This window comes from Luteibacter yeojuensis (genome assembly GCF_011742875.1).
Taxonomy (GTDB): Bacteria; Pseudomonadota; Gammaproteobacteria; order Xanthomonadales; family Rhodanobacteraceae; genus Luteibacter; species Luteibacter yeojuensis.
Map to the genome: position 1 here is coordinate 2,194,884 of NZ_JAAQTL010000001.1, position 19,048 is coordinate 2,213,931.

19 protein-coding genes are annotated in these 19,048 nt (G+C 66.4%); 10 read left to right on the forward strand and 9 right to left on the reverse strand.

From position 1 onward, the window contains the following. Positions 1-5 precede the first annotated feature (5 nt). Both HBF32_RS10010 and HBF32_RS10015 read left to right on the forward strand, forming a co-directional pair. Positions 6-737 carry an outer membrane protein gene (locus HBF32_RS10010; protein ID WP_166699486.1) on the forward strand — a complete coding sequence of 244 codons (732 nt, stop codon included), beginning with the start codon at positions 6-8 and terminating at the stop codon, positions 735-737. 204 nt (positions 738-941) lie between these two features. Next, on the forward strand, positions 942-1,526 hold the full coding sequence (locus tag HBF32_RS10015) for a porin family protein (RefSeq protein WP_166699487.1): 585 nt from the start codon (positions 942-944) through the stop codon (positions 1,524-1,526). A gap of 106 nt (positions 1,527-1,632) precedes the next feature. Here the strand turns inward: HBF32_RS10015 and HBF32_RS10020 are convergent, their stop codons facing one another. The 4 genes from HBF32_RS10020 to HBF32_RS10035 form a co-directional block, all read right to left on the reverse strand. Next, entirely contained in the window at positions 1,633-2,655 is a 1,023-nt protein-coding gene (locus HBF32_RS10020; RefSeq protein ID WP_166699488.1) for a class I fructose-bisphosphate aldolase, read from the reverse strand. Positions 2,656-2,761: 106 nt separating this feature from the next. Then, a complete protein-coding gene (locus HBF32_RS10025; protein WP_166699489.1) occupies positions 2,762-3,202 on the reverse strand; it encodes an energy transducer TonB in 441 nt (146 codons plus the stop codon). 234 nt (positions 3,203-3,436) lie between these two features. Next, positions 3,437-4,906, reverse strand: a complete 1,470-nt coding sequence (gene pyk / locus HBF32_RS10030; RefSeq protein ID WP_166699490.1) for a pyruvate kinase — start codon at positions 4,904-4,906, stop codon at positions 3,437-3,439. 41 nt (positions 4,907-4,947) lie between these two features. Continuing rightward, the gene (locus tag HBF32_RS10035; RefSeq protein WP_166699491.1) at positions 4,948-5,772 is read right to left on the reverse strand and encodes a S1/P1 nuclease; all 825 of its coding nucleotides are present in this window, start codon (positions 5,770-5,772) and stop codon (positions 4,948-4,950) included. 149 nt (positions 5,773-5,921) lie between these two features. On the opposite strand from HBF32_RS10035, the gene gap reads away from it, so the two are divergent. Both gap and HBF32_RS10045 read left to right on the forward strand, forming a co-directional pair. Continuing rightward, complete coding sequence (gap, locus tag HBF32_RS10040; RefSeq protein WP_166699492.1) at positions 5,922-6,938, forward strand: type I glyceraldehyde-3-phosphate dehydrogenase; 1,017 nt, start codon at positions 5,922-5,924, stop codon at positions 6,936-6,938. 81 nt (positions 6,939-7,019) lie between these two features. Next, the gene (locus tag HBF32_RS10045; protein WP_166699493.1) at positions 7,020-7,574 is read left to right on the forward strand and encodes an SEL1-like repeat protein; all 555 of its coding nucleotides are present in this window, start codon (positions 7,020-7,022) and stop codon (positions 7,572-7,574) included. 4 nt (positions 7,575-7,578) lie between these two features. Here the strand turns inward: HBF32_RS10045 and HBF32_RS10050 are convergent, their stop codons facing one another. From HBF32_RS10050 to hppD, 3 genes are read right to left on the reverse strand one after another with little or no spacing between them, the layout of a single operon-like run. Continuing rightward, positions 7,579-8,559 carry a fumarylacetoacetate hydrolase family protein gene (locus HBF32_RS10050; protein WP_166699494.1) on the reverse strand — a complete coding sequence of 327 codons (981 nt, stop codon included), beginning with the start codon at positions 8,557-8,559 and terminating at the stop codon, positions 7,579-7,581. A gap of 14 nt (positions 8,560-8,573) precedes the next feature. After that, positions 8,574-9,884, reverse strand: coding sequence for a homogentisate 1,2-dioxygenase (gene hmgA, locus HBF32_RS10055; RefSeq protein ID WP_166699495.1), 1,311 nt, complete (start codon positions 9,882-9,884; stop codon positions 8,574-8,576). Continuing rightward, positions 9,884-10,972: a 4-hydroxyphenylpyruvate dioxygenase gene (hppD, locus tag HBF32_RS10060; RefSeq protein ID WP_166699496.1), complete on the reverse strand. Its 1,089-nt coding sequence runs from the start codon at positions 10,970-10,972 to the stop codon at positions 9,884-9,886. Before hppD ends, hmgA begins: the two co-directional genes overlap by 1 nt. A gap of 88 nt (positions 10,973-11,060) precedes the next feature. Here hppD and HBF32_RS10065 point away from each other — a divergent pair, with 88 nt between their 5' ends. After that, on the forward strand, positions 11,061-11,510 hold the full coding sequence (locus HBF32_RS10065) for a MarR family winged helix-turn-helix transcriptional regulator (protein WP_166699497.1): 450 nt from the start codon (positions 11,061-11,063) through the stop codon (positions 11,508-11,510). A 104-nt stretch (positions 11,511-11,614) separates the two neighbouring features. Here the strand turns inward: HBF32_RS10065 and HBF32_RS10070 are convergent, their stop codons facing one another. Both HBF32_RS10070 and HBF32_RS10075 read right to left on the reverse strand, forming a co-directional pair. After that, positions 11,615-13,120: a peptide MFS transporter gene (locus HBF32_RS10070; protein WP_166699498.1), complete on the reverse strand. Its 1,506-nt coding sequence runs from the start codon at positions 13,118-13,120 to the stop codon at positions 11,615-11,617. Between the two features lie 164 nt (positions 13,121-13,284). Beyond that, positions 13,285-14,133 (reverse strand): tryptophan 2,3-dioxygenase, encoded by an 849-nt coding sequence (locus HBF32_RS10075; RefSeq protein ID WP_166699499.1) that lies wholly within the window; start codon positions 14,131-14,133, stop codon positions 13,285-13,287. A 229-nt stretch (positions 14,134-14,362) separates the two neighbouring features. Here HBF32_RS10075 and pdhA point away from each other — a divergent pair, with 229 nt between their 5' ends. The 5 genes from pdhA to HBF32_RS10100 all read left to right on the forward strand — a co-directional run bounded on the left by pdhA (position 14,363) and on the right by HBF32_RS10100 (position 18,974). Next, complete coding sequence (gene pdhA / locus HBF32_RS10080; RefSeq protein WP_166699500.1) at positions 14,363-15,439, forward strand: pyruvate dehydrogenase (acetyl-transferring) E1 component subunit alpha; 1,077 nt, start codon at positions 14,363-14,365, stop codon at positions 15,437-15,439. A gap of 12 nt (positions 15,440-15,451) precedes the next feature. Beyond that, entirely contained in the window at positions 15,452-16,432 is a 981-nt protein-coding gene (locus HBF32_RS10085; protein WP_166699501.1) for an alpha-ketoacid dehydrogenase subunit beta, read from the forward strand. 13 nt (positions 16,433-16,445) lie between these two features. Continuing rightward, positions 16,446-17,828 carry a dihydrolipoamide acetyltransferase family protein gene (locus HBF32_RS10090; protein ID WP_166699502.1) on the forward strand — a complete coding sequence of 461 codons (1,383 nt, stop codon included), beginning with the start codon at positions 16,446-16,448 and terminating at the stop codon, positions 17,826-17,828. A 138-nt stretch (positions 17,829-17,966) separates the two neighbouring features. Next, positions 17,967-18,431, forward strand: a complete 465-nt coding sequence (locus HBF32_RS10095; RefSeq protein WP_166699503.1) for a YehS family protein — start codon at positions 17,967-17,969, stop codon at positions 18,429-18,431. Between the two features lie 162 nt (positions 18,432-18,593). Beyond that, positions 18,594-18,974 carry a VOC family protein gene (locus tag HBF32_RS10100; protein WP_166699504.1) on the forward strand — a complete coding sequence of 127 codons (381 nt, stop codon included), beginning with the start codon at positions 18,594-18,596 and terminating at the stop codon, positions 18,972-18,974. Positions 18,975-19,048 lie beyond the last annotated feature (74 nt).

A 19,048-nucleotide genomic window follows, 5' to 3' on the forward strand; every position in this document is an offset into this window, starting at 1 on the left:
TCTCCATGAAAAAGGCAGCGCTTGCCCTTGCAGTCTCTTGCGTCTCGTTTTCGGCCATTCCGGCCTTCGCCCAGGACAGCAACCCGGCCGTGACCGGCAACTACCAGCCCAGCCAGGCCATGGGTAGCGGCAACTGGTTCATCGGCGCCAACGTCGGCCGCACCAACGGAAGCGACACCGGCGGGTTCGGCAGCAACTCCGGCGGCTTCAACTTCCTGCGCGGCGAAAAGGGCCGTCGCACCGGCTATGGCCTGCTCGGCGGTTATCGCTGGAAGGTCGGTCCGGACCTGGGCCTCGGCCTCGAGGCCGGCTATGCGGACCTCGGCAATTTCCGGGTCAAGAACGTTTTCGAATCGGGCCAGGACGTGAACCAGAAGTCGACGCGCAATGCGCTGCGCGGCTGGATGGTCGGCGTCAACGGCAAGATCAACCTGGTGCCGCAGTGGTACATCAGCGCGCACGGCGGGTACTTCCGCGCCAACGACAACAACCAGAACTACAACAACAGCGTGGGCCAGGACCTCGGCTTCTCCAGCGGCGGCCGCCCCGATCGCGGCAGCTGGTACGCCGGCCTTGGCACCGGTTGGGACGTCAACGAGCATTTCGGCGTCGGCGTCTCCTACGACTACTTCCATGCGGATGCCGGCAAGGTCCGCAACAACGCGACCGGCGAGGTTTCGCGCGGCCTGAAGCGCTCCACCGGCATCGTGTCGGTGGCGGGCGAATACCGCTTCTGAGTTGTTAAGCAAATGATGAGGCCACGGCGCCACCCCCGCCGTGGCTTAATCGTTTCTTAATACTGAACTGCACGGTATTTGAATCTTCCCGCTACCACCCAATCTAACCCTTCACGCACGGCACCCCCGCTCGTGCGCCAGCGCGGACGGCATTCCCCCAAGGCCGTTCGCGTCGCGAAAAACAATAAGCAGGAGAGATCCACCATGAAGAAGACCCTTATCGCCCTCGCCCTGGTTGCCGCCGGCATGGCCGCGGCTCCCGCCTTTGCGCAGGATGCCAACGGCGCAGGCGGTTGGTTCATCAACGGCAACGTGGGCCGCACCTCGGTCGACAAGGGCCGGTACGACGGCCATGACACCGGTTATGCCCTCAACGGCGGTTATCGCTGGACGGTGAGCCCGTGGGCGGCGCTCGGCGTCGAGGCCGGCTACAACGACCTCGGCAACATCCACGCCAAGAATTTCTTCAACGGCGACCGCGTGGTCGACCGCCGCAAGTCCGAGCTGCACGGCTGGACGGCCGGCGTCAACGGTCACTTCAACATCGATCCGCAGTGGTACATCAGCGGCCGCGCCGGCATCTACGCGTGGAAGGGCCACGGCACCAGCAACAACGACCTCAACCGCCACGACCTGGACAAGACCAGCTGGTACGCGGGCGCGGGCGTCGGTTACGACTTCAGCAACAACTGGAGCCTGGGCATCAACTACGACCACTACGACGCGAAGAAGAACGGCCTGGACCTGTCGACCAACATGACCTCGGTCTCGGCGGAATACCGCTTCTAAGCACTAGAAACTGTGGGAGCCGCTATAGCGGCGAGAAGCCAACGGAGCAACGAGGCGGCGAGGTGGATTCCCCTCGCCGCTATAGCGGCTCCTACAAAAGCTGCGATCAGCGCTTCTTCCACTGTCCCAGCGCCGCAGCGCCGTTTTCCTGCGCGCGGGCATACACGGCCTTCTGCGCCTCGGCCACGTTGTTCTGCTGGTCCTTCGACCAGATCTTCAGCGCCTCGGCCACCAGCGCGCGGCCGTAGGAGAAGCTGACCGGCCAGGGATGCGGGCCCATCTGGTTGATCAGGTTCAGGTGCTCGGTGGCCTGCTCGTCGCTCTGACCGCCGGAGAGGAACACGATGCCTGGCAGCGTGGCCGGCACGCAGGACTTCAGCACGCGAATGGTGGCGTCGGCGACGTCTTCCGGCGTGACCTGCGCTTCCTTCGGCGCGTACTTGCCCGGGATGACCATGCTGACCTTCAGGATGGTGCCCTCGAGCATCACGTTCTGCTCGTACAGCGCGTTGAACAGGCTGCGCAGGACGGCTTCGTGCACCTCGTAGCTCACGTCGATGTCGTGCTTGCTCTCCGGGTCGTCCATGAGGACTTCCGGCTCGACCATCGGCACGAGGCCGGCTTCCTGGCAGAGCGCGGCGTAGCGAGCCAGCGCGTGCATGTTCGCCTCGATGGCCGTGGAGCTCGGGTTGTCCTCGGTGATCTTGATCACCGCGCGCCACTTGCAGAACTGGGCGCCGAGCTGGGCGTATTCCTTCAGGCGGTCGCGCAGGCCGTCGAGGCCTTCGGTGACCACGTCACCCGGGAAACCGGCAAGCGGCACGGGGCCCTTGTCGACCTTCACGCCGGGGATGATGCCGGCCTTCTTCATGGCCTCGACCAGCGGCACGCCGTCCTTGGTCTTCTGGCGGATCGTCTCGTCGAACAGGATGGCGCCCGAGATGTGCTCGCCGAGGCCCGGGGTGGTCAGCAGCAGTTCGCGGTAGGCGCGACGGTTTTCCTCGGTATTCTCGACGCCGGCCGCGTCGAAGCGCTTCTTGATCGTCCCGGTCGATTCGTCGACGGCGATGATGCCCTTGCCGGTGGCCACCATCGCCTGCGCGATCTGTTCGAGGTTTTCGATGCTCATGACAACTCCGTGGAAGTAGTGGTATGCCCCGCGAGGCAACGCGGCGCGAATGCAAAAACCCGCGGAGTATAGGGGAATACTCCGCGGAAGCCGTTGTGCGGCGCGATCAAGTGGTCTGGTAGCCCGGCAGTTCGCACTTGGCGAGGATGGCGGCCTTGCGCGCCGGATCTTCCGGCAGGTTGAAGCCGGCGACGTAGTAGGTCTGCACGGGCTGGGCCGTCCCGTTCTGCGAGCCCTTCACGTAGGTCAGCTGCCTGACGATGCTCACGCCAACCTGGCCGAGATCGCCTTCGGGCACCACCTTTTCGATTTTTGGGTTCTGGGTACGGCCGTCGGAACCGATCATGTAGCTCACGGCCGCGCACCCTGGCTGGTTGAGGTTTTTGCCCGTGTTGGGCACGTCCACGTCCAGGCTCTTATTGGTGAGGAACCAATAGCCCGTGAGCCGGTCCGGGGAAACCTTGCGAAGGGTCTGTGCCTCCGCCGTGCCTGCGGCGAAAAGCACAGCGACGGCGATAGCGCCTGTAAACAAGCTGTTGCGGATCATGATGCCCTCGTGGCTGTGCCGGGGCATCGAGTTTAACCCCCAGCAAGTAAAGCGTGCGTGTGAAATCATGCCGCAACTGTGGGAGCCGCTATAGCGGCGAGAAGCCCACAAAGCGGAGAAGCAGCAGGGCAAGGCCCCCTTTCGCGGCGAGAAGCCCACGAAGCGGTGAAGCGGCGAGGCGCGTTTCCTCGCCGCTATAGCGGCTCCTACGGCGCAGCGTCCATCGGGGGGGCGTTACAGATCCCGCAGGCTGTCGGCAATGCCGTCCTCGCCGATCACCAGCAGCTTCAGGGTATTGGTGCCGCCGCCCCGGCCGATATGGTCGCCGTGGGTGAGGATCACGCGGTCGCCCTTGGTCAGCTTGCCCAGCGCGAACAGGTGCTGGAGCGCGGCACGGGCCGTGTGCGCCGGGTCGAGGTTGTTCTGCTCGAAATCCACCGGCTGCACGTCGCGCAGCACCAGCATGCGGCGGCGTGCCACGGCCGACGGCGACATCGCGTAGATCGGCACCGCGAAGCGATAGCGGGAGAGCCACTGCGCCGTGGCGCCGGATTCGGTCAGCGCGACGATGGCGCGCACGCCCACCTGGGCCGCGAGCAGCATCGCCGCCAGGGCGATCGCCTGGTCGGAGCGGTCGAGCGAGTGGGTGCCGGGACGAAGCTCGTCGCGCGGCTCGAACTGGCGTTCGGCGCCGAGGCAAATGCGGCGCATCGCGGCCACCGCCTTGTCCGGATGCGCGCCCGCGGCGGTCTCCTGCGAAAGCATCACGGCGTCGGTGCCGTCGATCACCGCGTTGGCGACGTCCAGCACTTCGGCGCGCGTCGGGATCGGCGCGGAAACCATGGACTGCAGCATCTGCGTCGCCGTGATCACCGAGCGGTTGCGCATCACGGATTCGCGGATGATCTTCTTCTGCAGGCCCGGCAGCTCGGCATCGCCGATTTCCACGCCCAGGTCGCCGCGGGCGACCATCACGACATCGGAAGCGTCGATGATTTCGCCAAGGACCGGGATCGCGTCGGCGCGCTCGATCTTCGAGACGATGGCGGCATCGCCGCCGGCCTCGCGAAGAAGGCGGCGTGCCTCGTGGAGATCGTCCGCGGAGCGGACGAAGGACACCGCGAGGAAGTCGGCCCCCATCTCGGCGGCCAGCTTGATGTCGTTGCGGTCCTTGTCGGAGAGCGCGGCCACGCTGAGGCCGCCGCCCTGACGGTTCAGGCCCTTGCGGTCGGAAAGGCGGCCGCCGATGGCGACGCGGCAGCGGATCTCGCTGCCGACCACCTCCACCACGGACAGCGCCACGAGGCCGTCGTCCAGCAGCAGGATGTCGCCCGCCACGACGTCCTTGGGCAGGTCGTAGTAGCTGACGCCCACGCGGCTCTGGTTGCCCGGAGGCGCGTCGGGGCGGCAATCGAGCACGAAGCTGTCGCCGGTCATGAGGTCGACCGGACCGCCGGCGAATTTCTCGATGCGGATCTTCGGACCCTGCAGGTCGGCCAGGATACCCACCTCGCGTCCCACGGCATCGGCGGCGGCGCGCACCGCGGCGGCGCGTGCGCGGTGGTCGTCCGGCTGCCCGTGCGACAGGTTCAGGCGGACGACGTCCACGCCTTCCTCGAGGATCTTCTCGAGCATCCCCGGCGCGTCGGTGGCGGGGCCGAGGGTGGCGACGATCTTGGTGCGGCGTACCTGGATATCGGTCATCGATGTCTACCTTGTCTTAAGCGCGAAGTCTTGGGCGCGGATCAGTCGAGCGTCTTGTTGAGCAGGTCGGCGAGGCGCTTGCCCGCTTCGCGCAGGCGTGTCTCCGCGACGGGAAGGTTCTTCGCCACATAGGCATCGTCGATGCGATGCCCGTCCGGATAGAAACCGCGGCCGGCCACGATCTTGCACGATTCCTCCGCCCACTGCGCGTACGGATTGTCGAGCGGCGCGATCGGCCTGGGCAGCTTCACCTTGCCTTCGGCGGCCAGCCGGTCGGCGTACGCCTGCCACTTGAGATCGCGGGTGTAGAGCATCTGCGAGTCCCACACGCGATGCAGGTTCGTGCCCTTGCCGTCGAACTGCACCTGGTATTCGTTACCGCCCTTGTCGTCGCGATTGCCGGCATGCAGCGGCTGGTGCACGTCGCCCACGAAGTGCACGACGAATTTCAGCGCGTCGGCCCGGTCGGCGTCGGAGGCGTGGCGATCGCGGAGGACGGCCACGTACTTCTCCAGCCCGCCGATCACGCAGCGGCCGTCGGCGCAGTCGCGCGGCGGCACGTAGCGGCATCTGTCGTCGCGGAAGTTCACGTAGTGCAGCGGTCCCGTGGCCTTGCCCAGGGCAGCCTTCTCCGGCATGTCGCGGAGGTGGTCCGGCCAGCTGGCGATGTCGGGAAGCGAATCCGACCCGTCGACCCTGAGGAGCCGGGTCACCTCGGCCTTCGCCGCGGGATCCAGCTGCCGCCAGGCCAGTTCGGCCACGATGCGGTGACCGATGTCGCCCCAGGCCTGGACGGTGCTGGCGAAGGCGGGAACGACCAGGGCCAGCACGAGGGCGATGCTGCGGCGCTTCAGGGCGGCTTTCATGGGACAGTAAACGTTTCCGGGCGGTGGAACGGTCAAGTGTGCCACAGCGCGGCTGAGACACGGATGACACGTCGCGGCGGCGCAGCAAGCCCGGCGCGGGGAGCTTCGGCTAACATGCGGGTTTTAAAACCCCTTCCGGAGGCTCTTCCATGACCATCAAGGTCGCCATCAACGGTTACGGACGTATCGGTCGCAATATCCTGCGCTCGCTCTACGAAGCGAAGCAGAACGGCAAGGATATTCAGATCGTCGCGGTCAACGACCTCGGCAACGCCGAAACCAACGCCCACCTCACCCAGTACGACACGGCCCACGGCCGGTTCCCGGGCGAGGTCTCGGTCGATGGCGGCGACCTGATCGTCAACGGCGACCGCATCAAGGTCTTCGCGGAGCGCGATCCGTCCAAGCTGCCGTGGGGAGCCCACGACGTGGACGTGGTGATGGAATCGACCGGCTTCTTCACCTCGAAGGCCAAGGCCAGCGCGCACATCGCCGGCGGTGCGAAGAAGGTGATCATCTCCGCCCCGGGCGACAAGGACGTGGACGGTACCTTCGTCATGGGCGTGAACCACGACAAGCTGACCTCGTCGCACCAGGTCATCTCGAACGCGTCGTGCACCACGAACTGCCTCGCTCCGCTGGCCAAGGTGCTGCACGAGAAGATCGGCATCGTGCATGGCCTGATGACCACCATCCACGCCTACACGAACGATCAGGTGCTGACCGACGTCTACCACTCGGACCTGCGCCGCGCCCGTAGCGCCACGCACAGCCAGATCCCGACCAAGACCGGCGCCGCCGCCGCGGTCGGCCTGGTGCTGCCGGAACTCAACGGCAAGCTCGACGGCTTCGCCATGCGCGTGCCCACCATCAACGTTTCCGTCGTGGACCTCACCTTCACGGCCGCGCGCGCGACCACGAAGGAAGAGATCGATGCCGCCATCAACGAAGCGGCCAACGGCGCACTGAAGGGCATCCTCTCGGTGAACACGCAGCCGCTGGTGTCGATCGACTTCAACCACAATCCGCATTCGTCCATCTACGACGCCACGCAGACGCGCGTCATGGAAGGCACGCTGGTGAAGGTGCTCTCCTGGTACGACAACGAGTGGGGCTTCTCCAATCGCATGCTGGACATGGCGAAGGCGCTCATGGCGGCGAAGTAAGTCGCGCCGACAATCGAATAGGCACGGCCACGGGGGGCCCGCAGCGATGCGGGCCCCTTTTTGTTGTACGGAGGAATACCCATGCGTCGCGGCGCCATTCCAGCCACCTGCCTGATCCTCTTCTTCCTTGCGCTGTCGCCCTCGGCGGCGAGCGCCTCCGCCGCGGGGTCGGCCACCGTCGAGATCGCCGGGCACGGCCTGCTGAACCCGGCGCTGCCACTCGAGCGGCGCCGGCAGCTGGCCGACCGGCTGCTCTTTTCGGCCCTGGCAGGGAACGCCGCCAGCCAGGAACTGGCCGGCACGCTGTATCTCCAGGGGCGTTCGCGGCAGGGCAACGTTCTGCCGCGGGATATCTCGCGAGCGCGCCGCCTGCTTTCGGCCGCGGCCCATCGTGGACGGCGGCACGCGATGCAGCGCCTGGCCGAACTGGAATTGGGCGATGGACATGCCTACGAGGCGGCGCTGTGGACGCGCGTCGAACACGAGCTCTACGGACCGGCGAGCCCGCGGATGGAGCCTGCCCGCCCGGACGCGGACGGCGGTGCCGGCCCGGATGCGCGACTCGACACCGAGGTCGCGCTGAAAGTGCTGGCGATCCGGGAGGCGATCGGGATCGACGCCTCCCCGCCCTGGTGAAGGATCAGCCCTTCGCGATCGCCTGTTCGATCGCCCCGAAGATCGACGCGCCGTCCTTGCCGGTGACGTCGATCCTCACCGTATCCCCGAACGAGAGGAACGGTGTCGACGGCTTTCCGTCGCGCAGCGTTTCCACGGTGCGCTGCTCGGCGAGGCAGGAAGCGCCCTTGGAGGTGTCCTCGTTGGCGATGGTGCCCGAGCCCACCAGCGTGCCGGCGGTCAGGGGGCGCGTCTTCGCCACATGCGCCACCAGCTGCGCGAAGTTGAACTGCATGTCGACGCCGCACTCGGCCTCGCCGAACCACGCGCCGTTGATCCATGTACGCATGGGCAGATGGAGCTTCTCGTCCCGCCACGCGTCGCCCAATTCGTCGGGCGTGACGAATACCGGCGACAGGGCCGATCGCGGCTTGGACTGGAGGAACCCGAAGCCCTTCGCCAGTTCCGCGGGAATGAGACCGCGGAGCGACACGTCGTTGACCAGGCCGATGAGCTGGATGTGTTCCGCCGCCTGCGCCGGCGTGACGCCCATGGGGACGTCGTCGGTCACCACCAGCACCTCGGCCTCGAGATCGATGCCGAATGCCTCGCTGGGTACGATCACGGCATCGCGCGGGCCGAGGAAGCCGGCACTGGTCGCCTGGTACATCAGCGGGTCGGTATAGAACGACGCCGGGACCTCGGCGCCGCGAGCCCGGCGCACGCGTTCCACATGCGGGAGGTAGGCGCTGCCGTCGACAAACTCGTAGGCACGCGGAAGCGGCGCCGCGAGCTTGGCCATGTCGAGGTCGAAGGCGCCTTCCGCCCTGCCCCCGTTGAGGTCTTCCGACAGCGCGTTGAGGCGCGGCGCGAGCGAGCGCCAGTCGTCCAGTGCAGCCTGCAGCGTGGGCGCGATGCCGGTGGCCTTCACGGCGCGGCCGAGGTCGCGGCTGACGACGACGAGCGTGCCGTCGCGGCCGCCTTCCTTGAGTGACGCGAGCTTCATGCGGTTCCTTATCTTCAGTCGGCAGACGGATCGAAGTGCTTCTTCAATCCGCGCCAGCATTCGTAATAGTCGCCCTGCAGCGCCTTCGAATCGAGGGCCTGCCGGCTGGGACGGATGACCTTGCGGGTCTCGAACATGAAGGCCATGGTGCCGACGATGTGGTCGGGACGCGAGGTGTCGGCGTTCGAGGCCTTCTCGAAGCTGGCCGCGTCCGGCCCGTGACCGCTCATGCAATTGTGCAGGCTCGAACCGCCCGGCACGAAGCCGCCGGCCTTGGCGTCGTAGGCACCGTCGATGAGCCCCATGAACTCGCTCGCCACGTTGCGGTGGAAGTACGGCGGACGGAAGGTATGCTCGGCGACCAGCCAGCGCGGCGGGAAGATCACGAAGTCCATGTTCGCCACGCCCGGCGTGTCGCTGACCGAGGTGAGCACGGTGAAGATCGACGGATCGGGGTGGTCCACGGCGATGGAGCCGATGGTGTTGAAGCGACGCAGGTCGTACTTGTACGGCGCATGGTTGCCGTGCCATGCCACCACGTCGAGCGGCGAGTGGTCGATGCGCGCGGACCACAGGTGCCCCTGGAACTTGGCGACGAGCGAGAAGTCGCCGTCGAGGTCTTCATAGGCCGCGACCGGCGTCAGGAAATCGCGCGGATGCGCGAGTCCGTTGGCGCCGATGGGACCGAGGTCCGGCAAGTGCAGCGGCGCGCCGAAGTTCTCGGCCACGTAACCGCGCGCCTCGCCGTCCGGCAGCTCCACGAGGAAGCGGATGCCGCGCGGCACCACCGCGATCTCCAACGGCGCCACGTCGAGCACGCCGAGCTCGGTCCGAACGCGCAGCCTGCCCTGCTGGGGCACGATCAGCAGCTCGCCATCGGCATCGTAGAAATAACGCCCTTCCATCGAGCGATTCGCGGCGTAGAGGTGGATGCCCACGCCGGCCTGCTCGGCGGCACCGCCGTTGCCGCCCATCGTAAACAGCCCGTCGAGGAAATCGCACGGGCCGGCGGGCATCGGCAGCGGATCCCAGCGAAGCTGGTTCGGCGTGGCGGGCGCTTCGTCGAAGCGGTTATGGAACGTGCCGTGATCCATCGCCGCGAAGGGCGAATGTTGCGCGGCGGGGCGGATGCGGTACAGCCAGCTCCGCAGGTTGCGGTGGCGCGGGGCCGTGAACGCGCTGCCCGACAGCTGCTCCGCGTAAAGCCCCTTCGCCACACGCTGCGGCGAGTTCTGCCCGGCCGGCAACACGCCCGCCACGGCTTCGGTGGCAAATTCGTTGCCGAAGCCGGTCTGGTAACCGCGGGTATCGGCGACGTGGTTCATTACAGCACGCCGCGGCGCATCTGGTCGCGCTCGATCGACTCGAACAACGCCTTGAAGTTGCCGTTGCCGAAACCTTCGTTGCCCTTGCGCTGGATGATCTCGAAGAAAATCGGGCCGATGTTGTTCTGCGTGAAGATCTGCAGCAGCAGCTTCTTCTTGGTCTCGTCGTCCGCGTCGATAAGGATCTTGCTTGCCTGCAGGCGCGGCACGTCTTCGCCGTGCTTAGGCACGCGCTCGTCGATCACCTCGTAATAGGTGTCCGGCGTGTCGAGGAACGCGACGTCCTGCGCACGCATGGCTTCCACCGACTCGTAGATGTTGTCGGTGAACAGCGCGATGTGCTGGATGCCCTCGCCGTTGTATTCGCGCAGGTATTCGTTGATCTGCGACTTCTCGTCCGCGGACTCGTTCAGCGGAATGCGCACGAGGCCGTCCGGAGCGGTCATGGCCTTGGACACCAGGCCGGTCTTCGCGCCCTTGATGTCGAAGTAGCGGATCTCGCGGAAGTTGAACAGTCGCTCGTAGTAATCCGACCACTTTTCCATGTTGCCGAAGTGCAGGTTATGCGTCAGGTGGTCGATGAAGGTGAGCCCGAAACCCTTCGGGTGACGGTCCACGCCCGGCAGCCAGTCGAACTCGGCGTCGTACACCTCGCCCTTCGCGCCGTAGGTGTCGATCAGGTAGAGCGCGGCGCCGCCGATGCCCTCGATGCTCGGCACCTGGAGGGCCAGGGTTTCCGGCTTGAGCGCGACCGTGGTGGCGCCATTGGAGAGGGCCGTGGCCTGCACGTCGGCGGCGGGACGGGTGAAGCGGATGGCGAAGCCGCAGGCACAGGGACCGTGCTTGGCGACGAAGTCCGACGCGAAGGAATCCGGTTCCTCGTTCACCAGGAAGTTGCAATCGCCCTGGCGGTACAGGGTGATCTTCTTCGTCTTGTGCTTCGCCACCGGGGTGAAGCCCAGTTTCGGGAACAGCGAGTGCAGCAGCGCCGGATCGGGCGCGGCGAACTCGACGAACTCGAAGCCATCGACCCCCTGGGGGTTTTCGAAGGTGGTGACCTGCATGCCGATATTGGGCTGGGCGCTCATGGGCGATACTCCTGGCAAGGGGACGGCTTGCGCCGTATGCCCTCATTTTATAGTTTCACATGTAACCATTTGCAAGGACCAGTGCAGCATGACCATCGACGCCGTTCCCGCCCATGCCCCCCTGGAACTGGAAACCTTCCTGCCTTACCGCCTTTCGATCCTCTCGAACACGGTAAGCCAGTCGATCGCCGACGAGTATACGGACCGATTCCAGCTCAGCATGACGGAATGGCGCGTGATGGCCGTGCTGGCCCGGTTCGCGGATTTGTCGGCACGCGAGGTGGCCGAGCGCACGCGGATGGACAAGGTGGCGGTGAGTCGCGCCCTGGCCCGGCTGGTCGAGGCCGGCCGGGTGGACCGCAGCACGCATGGCGGCGACAAGCGCCGCTCGGTGCTCAAGCTGTCCGAAGCCGGCTGGGCCATCCACGACGAGGTGGCGCCGCTGGCCCGGGCCCACGAACGCGACCTGCTGGCGAAACTGGACGACAGCGAGAAGGAGCAGCTGACCCGCATCCTGGACAAGCTGATGGCCCCCTGATCGCCAATCACCCTGTAGGAGCCGCTATAGCGGCGAGGGGAATCTTGCGAGCGCGTCGCGAGGTTTCCTCGCCGCTATAGCGGCTCCTACAGGGCTTGCCGGGGTCATTTGACCCCGTGCATGAGCCGGTTGATCAGCGGGGCGATCAGGAACAGCACGATACCCGCGCCCACCAGCAGCTCGAAGCTGAAGCTGAAGCCGGATAGCGCCGACGCGACGGTCATGCCGGTTTCGCCGCTGATGTGGCCGGCGAGCAGGCCCGACAGGTTGTTGCCGATGGCCGTGGAGAGGAACCAGCCGCCCATCGCCAGGCCGACGACCCGGATGGGCGCCAGCTTGGTCACCATCGACAGGCCGATCGGCGACAGGCACAGCTCGCCGATGGTCTGCAGCACGTAGCAGGCGGCGAGGGGCCAGAACGGGATGAGGCCGTCGCCGCCCACGAGGCTCTTCAGCGCGTACATCAGCACCAGGAACCCCAGGGCGTTGAAGATGAGGCCGAGGCCGAACTTGCGCGGGATCGACGGCTCCTTCCTCAATTTGGCGGACCAGGCCCAGGCGAGCGCCACGACGGGCGCGAAGACCAGGATGGCCGCCGAGTTCACCGACTGGAACCAGCCGGTGGGGAACTCCCAGCCGAACATCTGGCGGTCCACGATGTTCTGCGCGAGGAAGTTGAAGGAGCTGCCGGCCTGTTCGAAGAACATCCAGAACAGCACGTTGAAGGCGAAGAGGACCAGCATCGCGATCACGCGATGGATCTGGATGCGGTCGTGACGCACCGCCTCGATCACCAGCATCACCGCCACGCCGATGAACAGCAGGCCCAGCAGCCAGGCGATGAACACGGCGCCGGCCTGCGCCATCAGGAGGTAGACGAGCGGGATCGCGACCAGGACGCCTACGATCACCGCGAGCAGGTTCTTGCCCTCGTGACGCTCCGGCGGCGGCACGCCCACGCCCTGGAGCTGCCGCTTGCCGAGCAGGAACCAGATGAAGCAGATTCCCATGCCGATGCCGGTCGCGGCGAACACCACCTTGTAGTTCTGCTGCAGCGGCGTATCGGTGATCACCGAGGCGAGCCAGCCGGTGACCAGCGGGGCGAGGAAGCCGCCAAGATTGATGCCCATGTAGAAGATGGTGAAGCCGCGGTCGCGGCGATCGTCGCCGACCGGGTAGATCTGGCCCACCAGCGACGAGATGTTCGGCTTGAACAGTCCATTGCCGACGATGACCGTGGCCAGGCCGGCGAGGAACACCTGCTGGTTCGGCACCATGACCATGAACAGGCCGGAGCCCATCACTACCGCGCCGAGCAGGATCGAGCGCTGGTAACCGAGGATGCGGTCGGCAACCCAGCCGCCGAAAATGGCCGACGCGTAGACCAGCGCCAGGTAGGCGCCATAGGTGCGGCTGGCGTAGCCCTGACCCGACTGATCGCCATGAAAGAACTCGGCGACGATGTAGAGAGTGAGGGCCCAGCGCATGCCATAGAAGGCGAAGCGCTCCCAGAATTCGGTCATGAACAGCATCCACAGGGGACGCGGGTGACCGAGGGTCTGTGGGTAGTCGGGCACGGGCCGGGCGGCGGCTGGAGCGGTCGGTGTCATGGCTTACCCTGGAAAAGTTCGTGCATGGTGTTTAGCTGGACCGGCCCGATGCGTCAAATCAGGCCCCCCTGTAGGAGCCGCTATAGCGGCGAGAAGCCCACGGAGCGATGAAGCGGCGAGGCAGGTCGCCCTCGCCGCTATAGCGGCTCCTACAAGGGTCTTTGCTACGTCCCGATAATCGTCCGAACCTCGATCAATTCGGGGAAGAACGTCTGCTCCAGCGCCTTGCGCAGGAAGGCCACGCCCGAGGAACCGCCGGTGCCCTGGCGGAAGCCGATGATGCGCTCCACCGTCTTCATGTGGCGGAAGCGCCAGAGCTGGAACGCTTCCTCGATGTCCACCAGTTCCTCGCTGAGGTGGTATTCGGACCAGTGGTGGGCCGTGTCCTCATAGATCCGCTTGAACACCGGCAGCAGCGCCGGCTGGCTCCGCCAGGGCTGGGTGAGGTCGCGCTGGAGCAGTTCCGCCGGCACCGGATGGCCGCGACGGGCGAGGTAACGCAGGAATTCGTCGTAGAGGCCCGGCGCCTCGAACACCTTGCGCAGCCGCTCGTGCGCGACGGGATCGTGCTCGAACACGCGCAGCATGTCGCCGTGCTTGTTGCCGAGCAGGAACTCCACCATGCGGTACTGCAGGGACTGGAACCCCGAGGACGGCCCCAGCACATCGCGGAACTGGAGGTATTCCGCCGGCGTCAACGTCTCCAGCACGCCCCACTGTTCGTACAGCTGCCGCTGCACCTGTTTCACCCGGGCGAGGATCTTCAGCGTGCCGTCCACGTCGTCGGCGCGCAGGCGGACCAGCGCGGCCTCCAGCTCGTGGATCATCAGTTTCAGCCAGAGTTCGGAGGTCTGGTGCTGGATGATGAACAGCATCTCGTCATGGTGCGCGGGTTCGCTGCGCGGTTGCTGCGCGGTCAGCACCTGGTCGAGCTTCAGGTACTCCCCGTAACTGAGGCGCCCGTCGAGATCGGTGCGGATGCCGGGTTCGAGATCGCGCTGGGGATTGGCCATGGGACGAATTCACAATAAGGGGGTTGACAGGCTGGAAACCCGCGCCGTGGCGCCATCCTGGGGCGTTCGAGTAAAAAGTACATGCTGCACCGTGCCTTGCGGCGTCATAATACCCCTGATATCTAGTCCGGCTCGCAAGAACCCAAAAGCCGTGTCGCGCCCCGCTGGATGGGCCCGGCCGCTTCCCCCACTCGTGCGTGTCGTTTCTAACCATCCCCGGGAGCGAGTCGTGTCCATCGCCGCCAAGTTCGAAATCGAATACCTGCAATACCTTGACCAGGACGGCAAGGAAACCGGCAAGGAGCTGCCCGAGTTCGCCAAGGACCTCGACCACATGGTCGAGCTCTACAAGCTCATGGTGTCCACCCGCGTGTTCGACGCCAAGTCGATCGCCCTGCAGCGTACGGGCAAGCTGGGCACCTATGCCTCCTGCCTCGGCCACGAAGCCGCGCATGTGGGCATCGGTAGCGCCATGCGCCGCGAGGATTCGCTGGCCGTGTCGTATCGCGAGTACGGCGCGCAGCTGTACCGTGGCGTGAAGCCGCGCGAGGTCTACACCTACTGGGGTGGCGACGAGCGCGGCAACGACTTCGCCGACGCGCCCGCGCACGACTTCGCCTGGTGCGTGCCCATCGGCACGCAGTGCCTGCACGCCGCCGGCTCCGCCCTCGCCTTCAAGATCCGCAAGGAGCCGCGCGTGGCGGTCTGCACGATCGGCGACGGCGGTTCGTCCAAGGGCGACTTCTACGGCGCCATCAACGTCGCCGGCGCGCAGCAGCTGCCGCTGGTGGCCGTGATCGTGAACAACCAGTGGGCCATCTCGGTGCCGCGCCGCATCCAGAGCGGTTCCGGCACGCTGGCCCAGAAAGGCATCGCCGCCGGCCTGTTCTGCATCCAGGTGGACGGCAACGACATCATCGCCGTGCGCAAGGCCATGGAGGACGCGCTCGACCGCGCCCGCTCCGGCCAGGGCGGCAGCGTGATCGAAGCGGTCACCTACCGCCTCGGCGACCACACCACCGCCGACGACGCCCGCCGCTACCGCGGCGAGCAGGAAGTGAAGGACGCCTGGGAACGCGATCCCGTGCCGCGCCTGCGCAAGTGGCTCGAAGGCAAGGGCAAGTGGGACGACGCGAAGGAAGAGGCCTGGAAGGCCGAATGCGACGACTGGATGGATAACGAGGTGAACGCGTACCTCGAGTCGAAGGTGCAGCCGGCGACGGCCATGTTCGATTACCTGTACGCCGAACTCCCCGCCGACCTCGAAAAGCAGCGTGAACTCGCCGCTTCCCTCGATCGCAAGTAAGGATCCCTTTCCATGGCACAAATCACTCTCATCGAAGCAGTGACCCAGGCGCTCGCTTACGAAATGCGCAACGACGACCGTGTCGTCGTGCTCGGCGAGGATGTCGGCGTCAACGGCGGCGTGTTCCGCGCCACCCAGGGGCTGCAGGAACAGTTCGGCGAAGAACGCGTGATCGATACGCCGCTGGACGAGACCACCATCGCCGGCATCACCGTCGGCCTGGCCGCCCAGGGCATGCGCCCGGTCGCCGAGGCCCAGTTCGAAGGCTTCATCTACGCGATGATGGAGCACATTGCCTGCCACGCCGCGCGCATGCGCAACCGTACCCGCGGGCGCATGACCGTGCCGGCCGTGTGGCGCGCCCCGTGGGGCGGCGGCATCCGTGCGCCGGAGCATCACTCCGAAGCCAACGAGCACCTGTTCACGAACATCCCCGGCCTGCGCGTGGTGATGCCGTCGTCGCCGGCCCGCGCCTACGGCCTGCTGCTCGCCGCCATCCGCGATCCGGATCCGGTGATCTTCTTCGAACCGAAGCGCATCTACCGCCAGTACAAGGAAGAAGTGCCCGACGACGGCGAGGCCCTGCCGCTCGACGTCTGCTTCGTGCTCCGCGACGGCACCGACGTGACCCTGGTGACCTGGGGCGCGCAGGTGAAGGAATGCCTCGAGGCCGCCGATGCGCTGGCCGAGAAGGGCATCAGCGCCGAGGTGATCGACGTGGCCACGCTCACGCCGCTCGACTTCGACACCATCGCCGAATCGGTGACCAAGACCGGCCGCTGCGTCATCGTGCACGAAGCCCCGAAGACCGCGGGATTCGGCGCCGAGATCGCCGCACGCCTGTCCGAGGAATGCCTCTACAGCCTGCTCGCGCCGGTGGAACGCGTCACCGGTTTCGATACGCACATCCCGCTGTTCCGCTTGGAAATGAAGTACCTGCCCAGCGTCGAACGCATTGTCGAAGCCGCCGAGCGCACGCTCGCCGCCTCCTGAGGAACCGATAGACATGGCCGACATCAAGACTTTTTACCTGCCGGACCTCGGCGAGGGCCTTCCCGACGCGACCGTCGTGGAATGGCACGTCAAGGAAGGCGACACCATCAAGCTCGACGCCCCGCTGGTGTCGATGGAAACCGCGAAGGCCGTCGTCGATGTGCCGTCGCCCTACTCCGGCACCGTGAAAAAGCTGCACGGCGCCACTGGCGACATCATCGAGACCGGCGCCGCCCTGGCCGATTTCGAGATCGATCCGAACGCGCGCCAGCGCGCCGAGGCCGAATCCACCGGCCATCACCACGGCCCGAAGAAGGGCGTGGGCAGCCAGGCACCGGACGACGCGCATAAGGTCATCGCTTCCGACGACGGCGGCGAGATCGAGGCAGCGGACGGCAACGATCGCGAGGACGAAGGCACCGTTGTCGGCGCCATGATCAGCGGCAACGCCGTGCACACCGAGCAGGTCAGCAGCGCCGGCGGCGTGAAGGCCGTCCCGGCCGTGCGTGCGTTGGCGAAGAAGCTGAAGATCGACCTCGCCCGCGTGCAGCCGACCGGCGCCGGTGGCGTCATCACCATGACCGATGTGAAGAACGCCGCCGCCAGCGGCAGCGCCGCGCTCGGGGCCGCCCCGGCTCGCCCGGCGTCGGCGCAGCACCTCGCCCCCACCCTGCCCGAACCGGGCCCGGCACCGCAGCGTACCGCCGTGTCGCAGGCCGGCAAGGCCGTCCGCACCGCGCCTCCCGGCAAGGAAGCGATGGGCCAGCCGGAGCAGCTGAAGGGCGTTCGCCGCAACATGGCCCGCGTCATGGCCGATGCGCACGCCAACGTCGTCCCGACCTCTCTCGTCGACGACGCCGACCTGCACGCCTGGATCGGCAAGCAGGACATCACCGCGCGCCTCATCCGCGCCATCGTGGTGGCCTGCAAGGCGGTGCCGGCGCTCAACGCCTGGTTCGACGGCAAGAACCTCAGCCGCACGCTGCATCCGCACGTGGACATCGGCATCGCCGTGGACACCGAGGACGGCCTGTTCGTGCCGGCGCTGCGCAACGCCGACGTGCTCGACGGCGCGGGCATCCGTGCCGCGATCAAGCGTCTGCGCACGTCGGTGGAAGACCGCAGCATCCCGGCGTCGGAGCTCTCCGGCTACACCATCAGCCTGTCGAACTTCGGCATGTTCGCCGGCCGTTACGCCACCCCGGTGGTCGTGCCCCCGACGGTGGCCATCATCGGCGCCGGCAAGCTCAGCCACGACGTCGTGGCCGTGATGGGCGGCATCGAAGTACACCGCCGCATGCCGCTGTCGCTTACCTTCGACCACCGCGCCGCCACCGGCGGCGAGGCCGCGCGCTTCCTGAAGGCGATGATCGACGACCTGGGCTTGCCCAACTAAGGCGGCAGCCCACCCTGTAGGAGCCGCTATAGCGGCGAGGAAATCCTGCCTCGCCGCTTCATCGCTACGTCGGCTTCTCGCCGCTATAGCGGCTCCTACCATTCGTCGGTGGGCTAAGGTCGCGGTATCCTGCTCGCCATGCTCAACAACGACACCCTCCGCAGCATCCGCTACATGCTCGACCTCGGCGACGTCCATGTCGTCGAGATCATGAAGCTCGCCGGTTTCCCCGCCACGCGCGAGCAGGTGGAACCGTGGCTCCGCAAGGAAGACGAGCCGGGCTTCGCCGAGATGCCCGACGCCGCCATGGCGCACTTCCTCGACGGGCTCATCGTCCATCGCCGCGGCCGCGACGAGAGTCAGCCGCCGCGCCCCGTGGAAACCCGGGTCAACAACAACGTGGTGCTGAAGAAGCTGCGCGTCGCCTTCGAGCTGAAGGAAGACGACATCCTCGCGATCATGACCGAGGCCGGTTTCCGCGTGTCCCGCGGCGAGATCAATGCCCTCTTCCGCCAGCCGAAGCACAGCAACTTCCGCCTCTGCGGCGACCAGTTCCTGCGCAACTTCCTAAAGGGCCTCACGCAGCGCCTGCGCGGTGCCTGAGCTTGTCGTCCCTGCACAGCAGGGACCCTGAGACGCAGCGCACGATCGAGCCGGGAGGCCCTGGATTCCTGCCTTCGCAGGAATGACGGGTACACGAAGTGCTCACGCGAATCCTGCGTCGGCGGGGCTACGATGCGACTTTCGTCATCGAGAGGCCACCTCATGCACCACAGCAGGCTTTGCGCCCTCGTCCTGGACTGCCAGGATGGCGACCTCGTCGCCGCCTCCGAATTCTGGAGCCGCGCGCTGGGCAAACCGGTCAAGACCACCGACGAGGAAGGCGACGGCAAGTACGCGTCGCTACAGACGGCTTCCGATGAACTCCAGGTCATCCTGCAACGCGTGGATCACCCCAGCCGCGTGCACCTCGACATCGAAGCCGACGACCTGGACGCCGAGGCCGACCGGCTGGAGGCGCTGGGCGCGAAGCGCATCGGCTTCGTGAAGCGCTGGTGGGTGATGGAGGCCCCCACCGGACACCGCTTCTGCATCGTGCGCAAGCAGGCCGAGGCCTTCGGCCCGCACCTGAACACCTGGGACTAGGTCCCCTGCACCTTGCAGGAGCCGCAATAGCGGCGAGGAAACCTCGCGAAACACGGCAAGATTGCTCTCGCCGC

Excerpts from the sequence above, each read along its gene's own strand:
- HBF32_RS10065 (WP_166699497.1), top strand. The coding sequence starts at position 11,061 with ATGACCATCGACGCCGTTCCCGCCCATGCCCCCCTGGAACTGGAAACC.
- HBF32_RS10045 (WP_166699493.1), top strand. The coding sequence starts at position 7,020 with ATGCGTCGCGGCGCCATTCCAGCCACCTGCCTGATCCTCTTCTTCCTT.
- HBF32_RS10010 (WP_166699486.1), top strand. The coding sequence starts at position 6 with ATGAAAAAGGCAGCGCTTGCCCTTGCAGTCTCTTGCGTCTCGTTTTCG.
- HBF32_RS10075 (WP_166699499.1), bottom strand. The coding sequence starts at position 14,133 with ATGGCCAATCCCCAGCGCGATCTCGAACCCGGCATCCGCACCGATCTC.
- hmgA (WP_166699495.1), bottom strand. The coding sequence starts at position 9,884 with ATGAACCACGTCGCCGATACCCGCGGTTACCAGACCGGCTTCGGCAAC.
- HBF32_RS10035 (WP_166699491.1), bottom strand. The coding sequence starts at position 5,772 with ATGAAAGCCGCCCTGAAGCGCCGCAGCATCGCCCTCGTGCTGGCCCTG.
- HBF32_RS10095 (WP_166699503.1), top strand. The coding sequence starts at position 17,967 with ATGCTCAACAACGACACCCTCCGCAGCATCCGCTACATGCTCGACCTC.
- HBF32_RS10090 (WP_166699502.1), top strand. The coding sequence starts at position 16,446 with ATGGCCGACATCAAGACTTTTTACCTGCCGGACCTCGGCGAGGGCCTT.
- HBF32_RS10025 (WP_166699489.1), bottom strand. The coding sequence starts at position 3,202 with ATGATCCGCAACAGCTTGTTTACAGGCGCTATCGCCGTCGCTGTGCTT.
- pyk (WP_166699490.1), bottom strand. The coding sequence starts at position 4,906 with ATGACCGATATCCAGGTACGCCGCACCAAGATCGTCGCCACCCTCGGC.
- HBF32_RS10020 (WP_166699488.1), bottom strand. The coding sequence starts at position 2,655 with ATGAGCATCGAAAACCTCGAACAGATCGCGCAGGCGATGGTGGCCACC.
- hppD (WP_166699496.1), bottom strand. The coding sequence starts at position 10,972 with ATGAGCGCCCAGCCCAATATCGGCATGCAGGTCACCACCTTCGAAAAC.
- HBF32_RS10050 (WP_166699494.1), bottom strand. The coding sequence starts at position 8,559 with ATGAAGCTCGCGTCACTCAAGGAAGGCGGCCGCGACGGCACGCTCGTC.
- HBF32_RS10100 (WP_166699504.1), top strand. The coding sequence starts at position 18,594 with ATGCACCACAGCAGGCTTTGCGCCCTCGTCCTGGACTGCCAGGATGGC.
- gap (WP_166699492.1), top strand. The coding sequence starts at position 5,922 with ATGACCATCAAGGTCGCCATCAACGGTTACGGACGTATCGGTCGCAAT.
- HBF32_RS10070 (WP_166699498.1), bottom strand. The coding sequence starts at position 13,120 with ATGACACCGACCGCTCCAGCCGCCGCCCGGCCCGTGCCCGACTACCCA.
- HBF32_RS10015 (WP_166699487.1), top strand. The coding sequence starts at position 942 with ATGAAGAAGACCCTTATCGCCCTCGCCCTGGTTGCCGCCGGCATGGCC.
- HBF32_RS10085 (WP_166699501.1), top strand. The coding sequence starts at position 15,452 with ATGGCACAAATCACTCTCATCGAAGCAGTGACCCAGGCGCTCGCTTAC.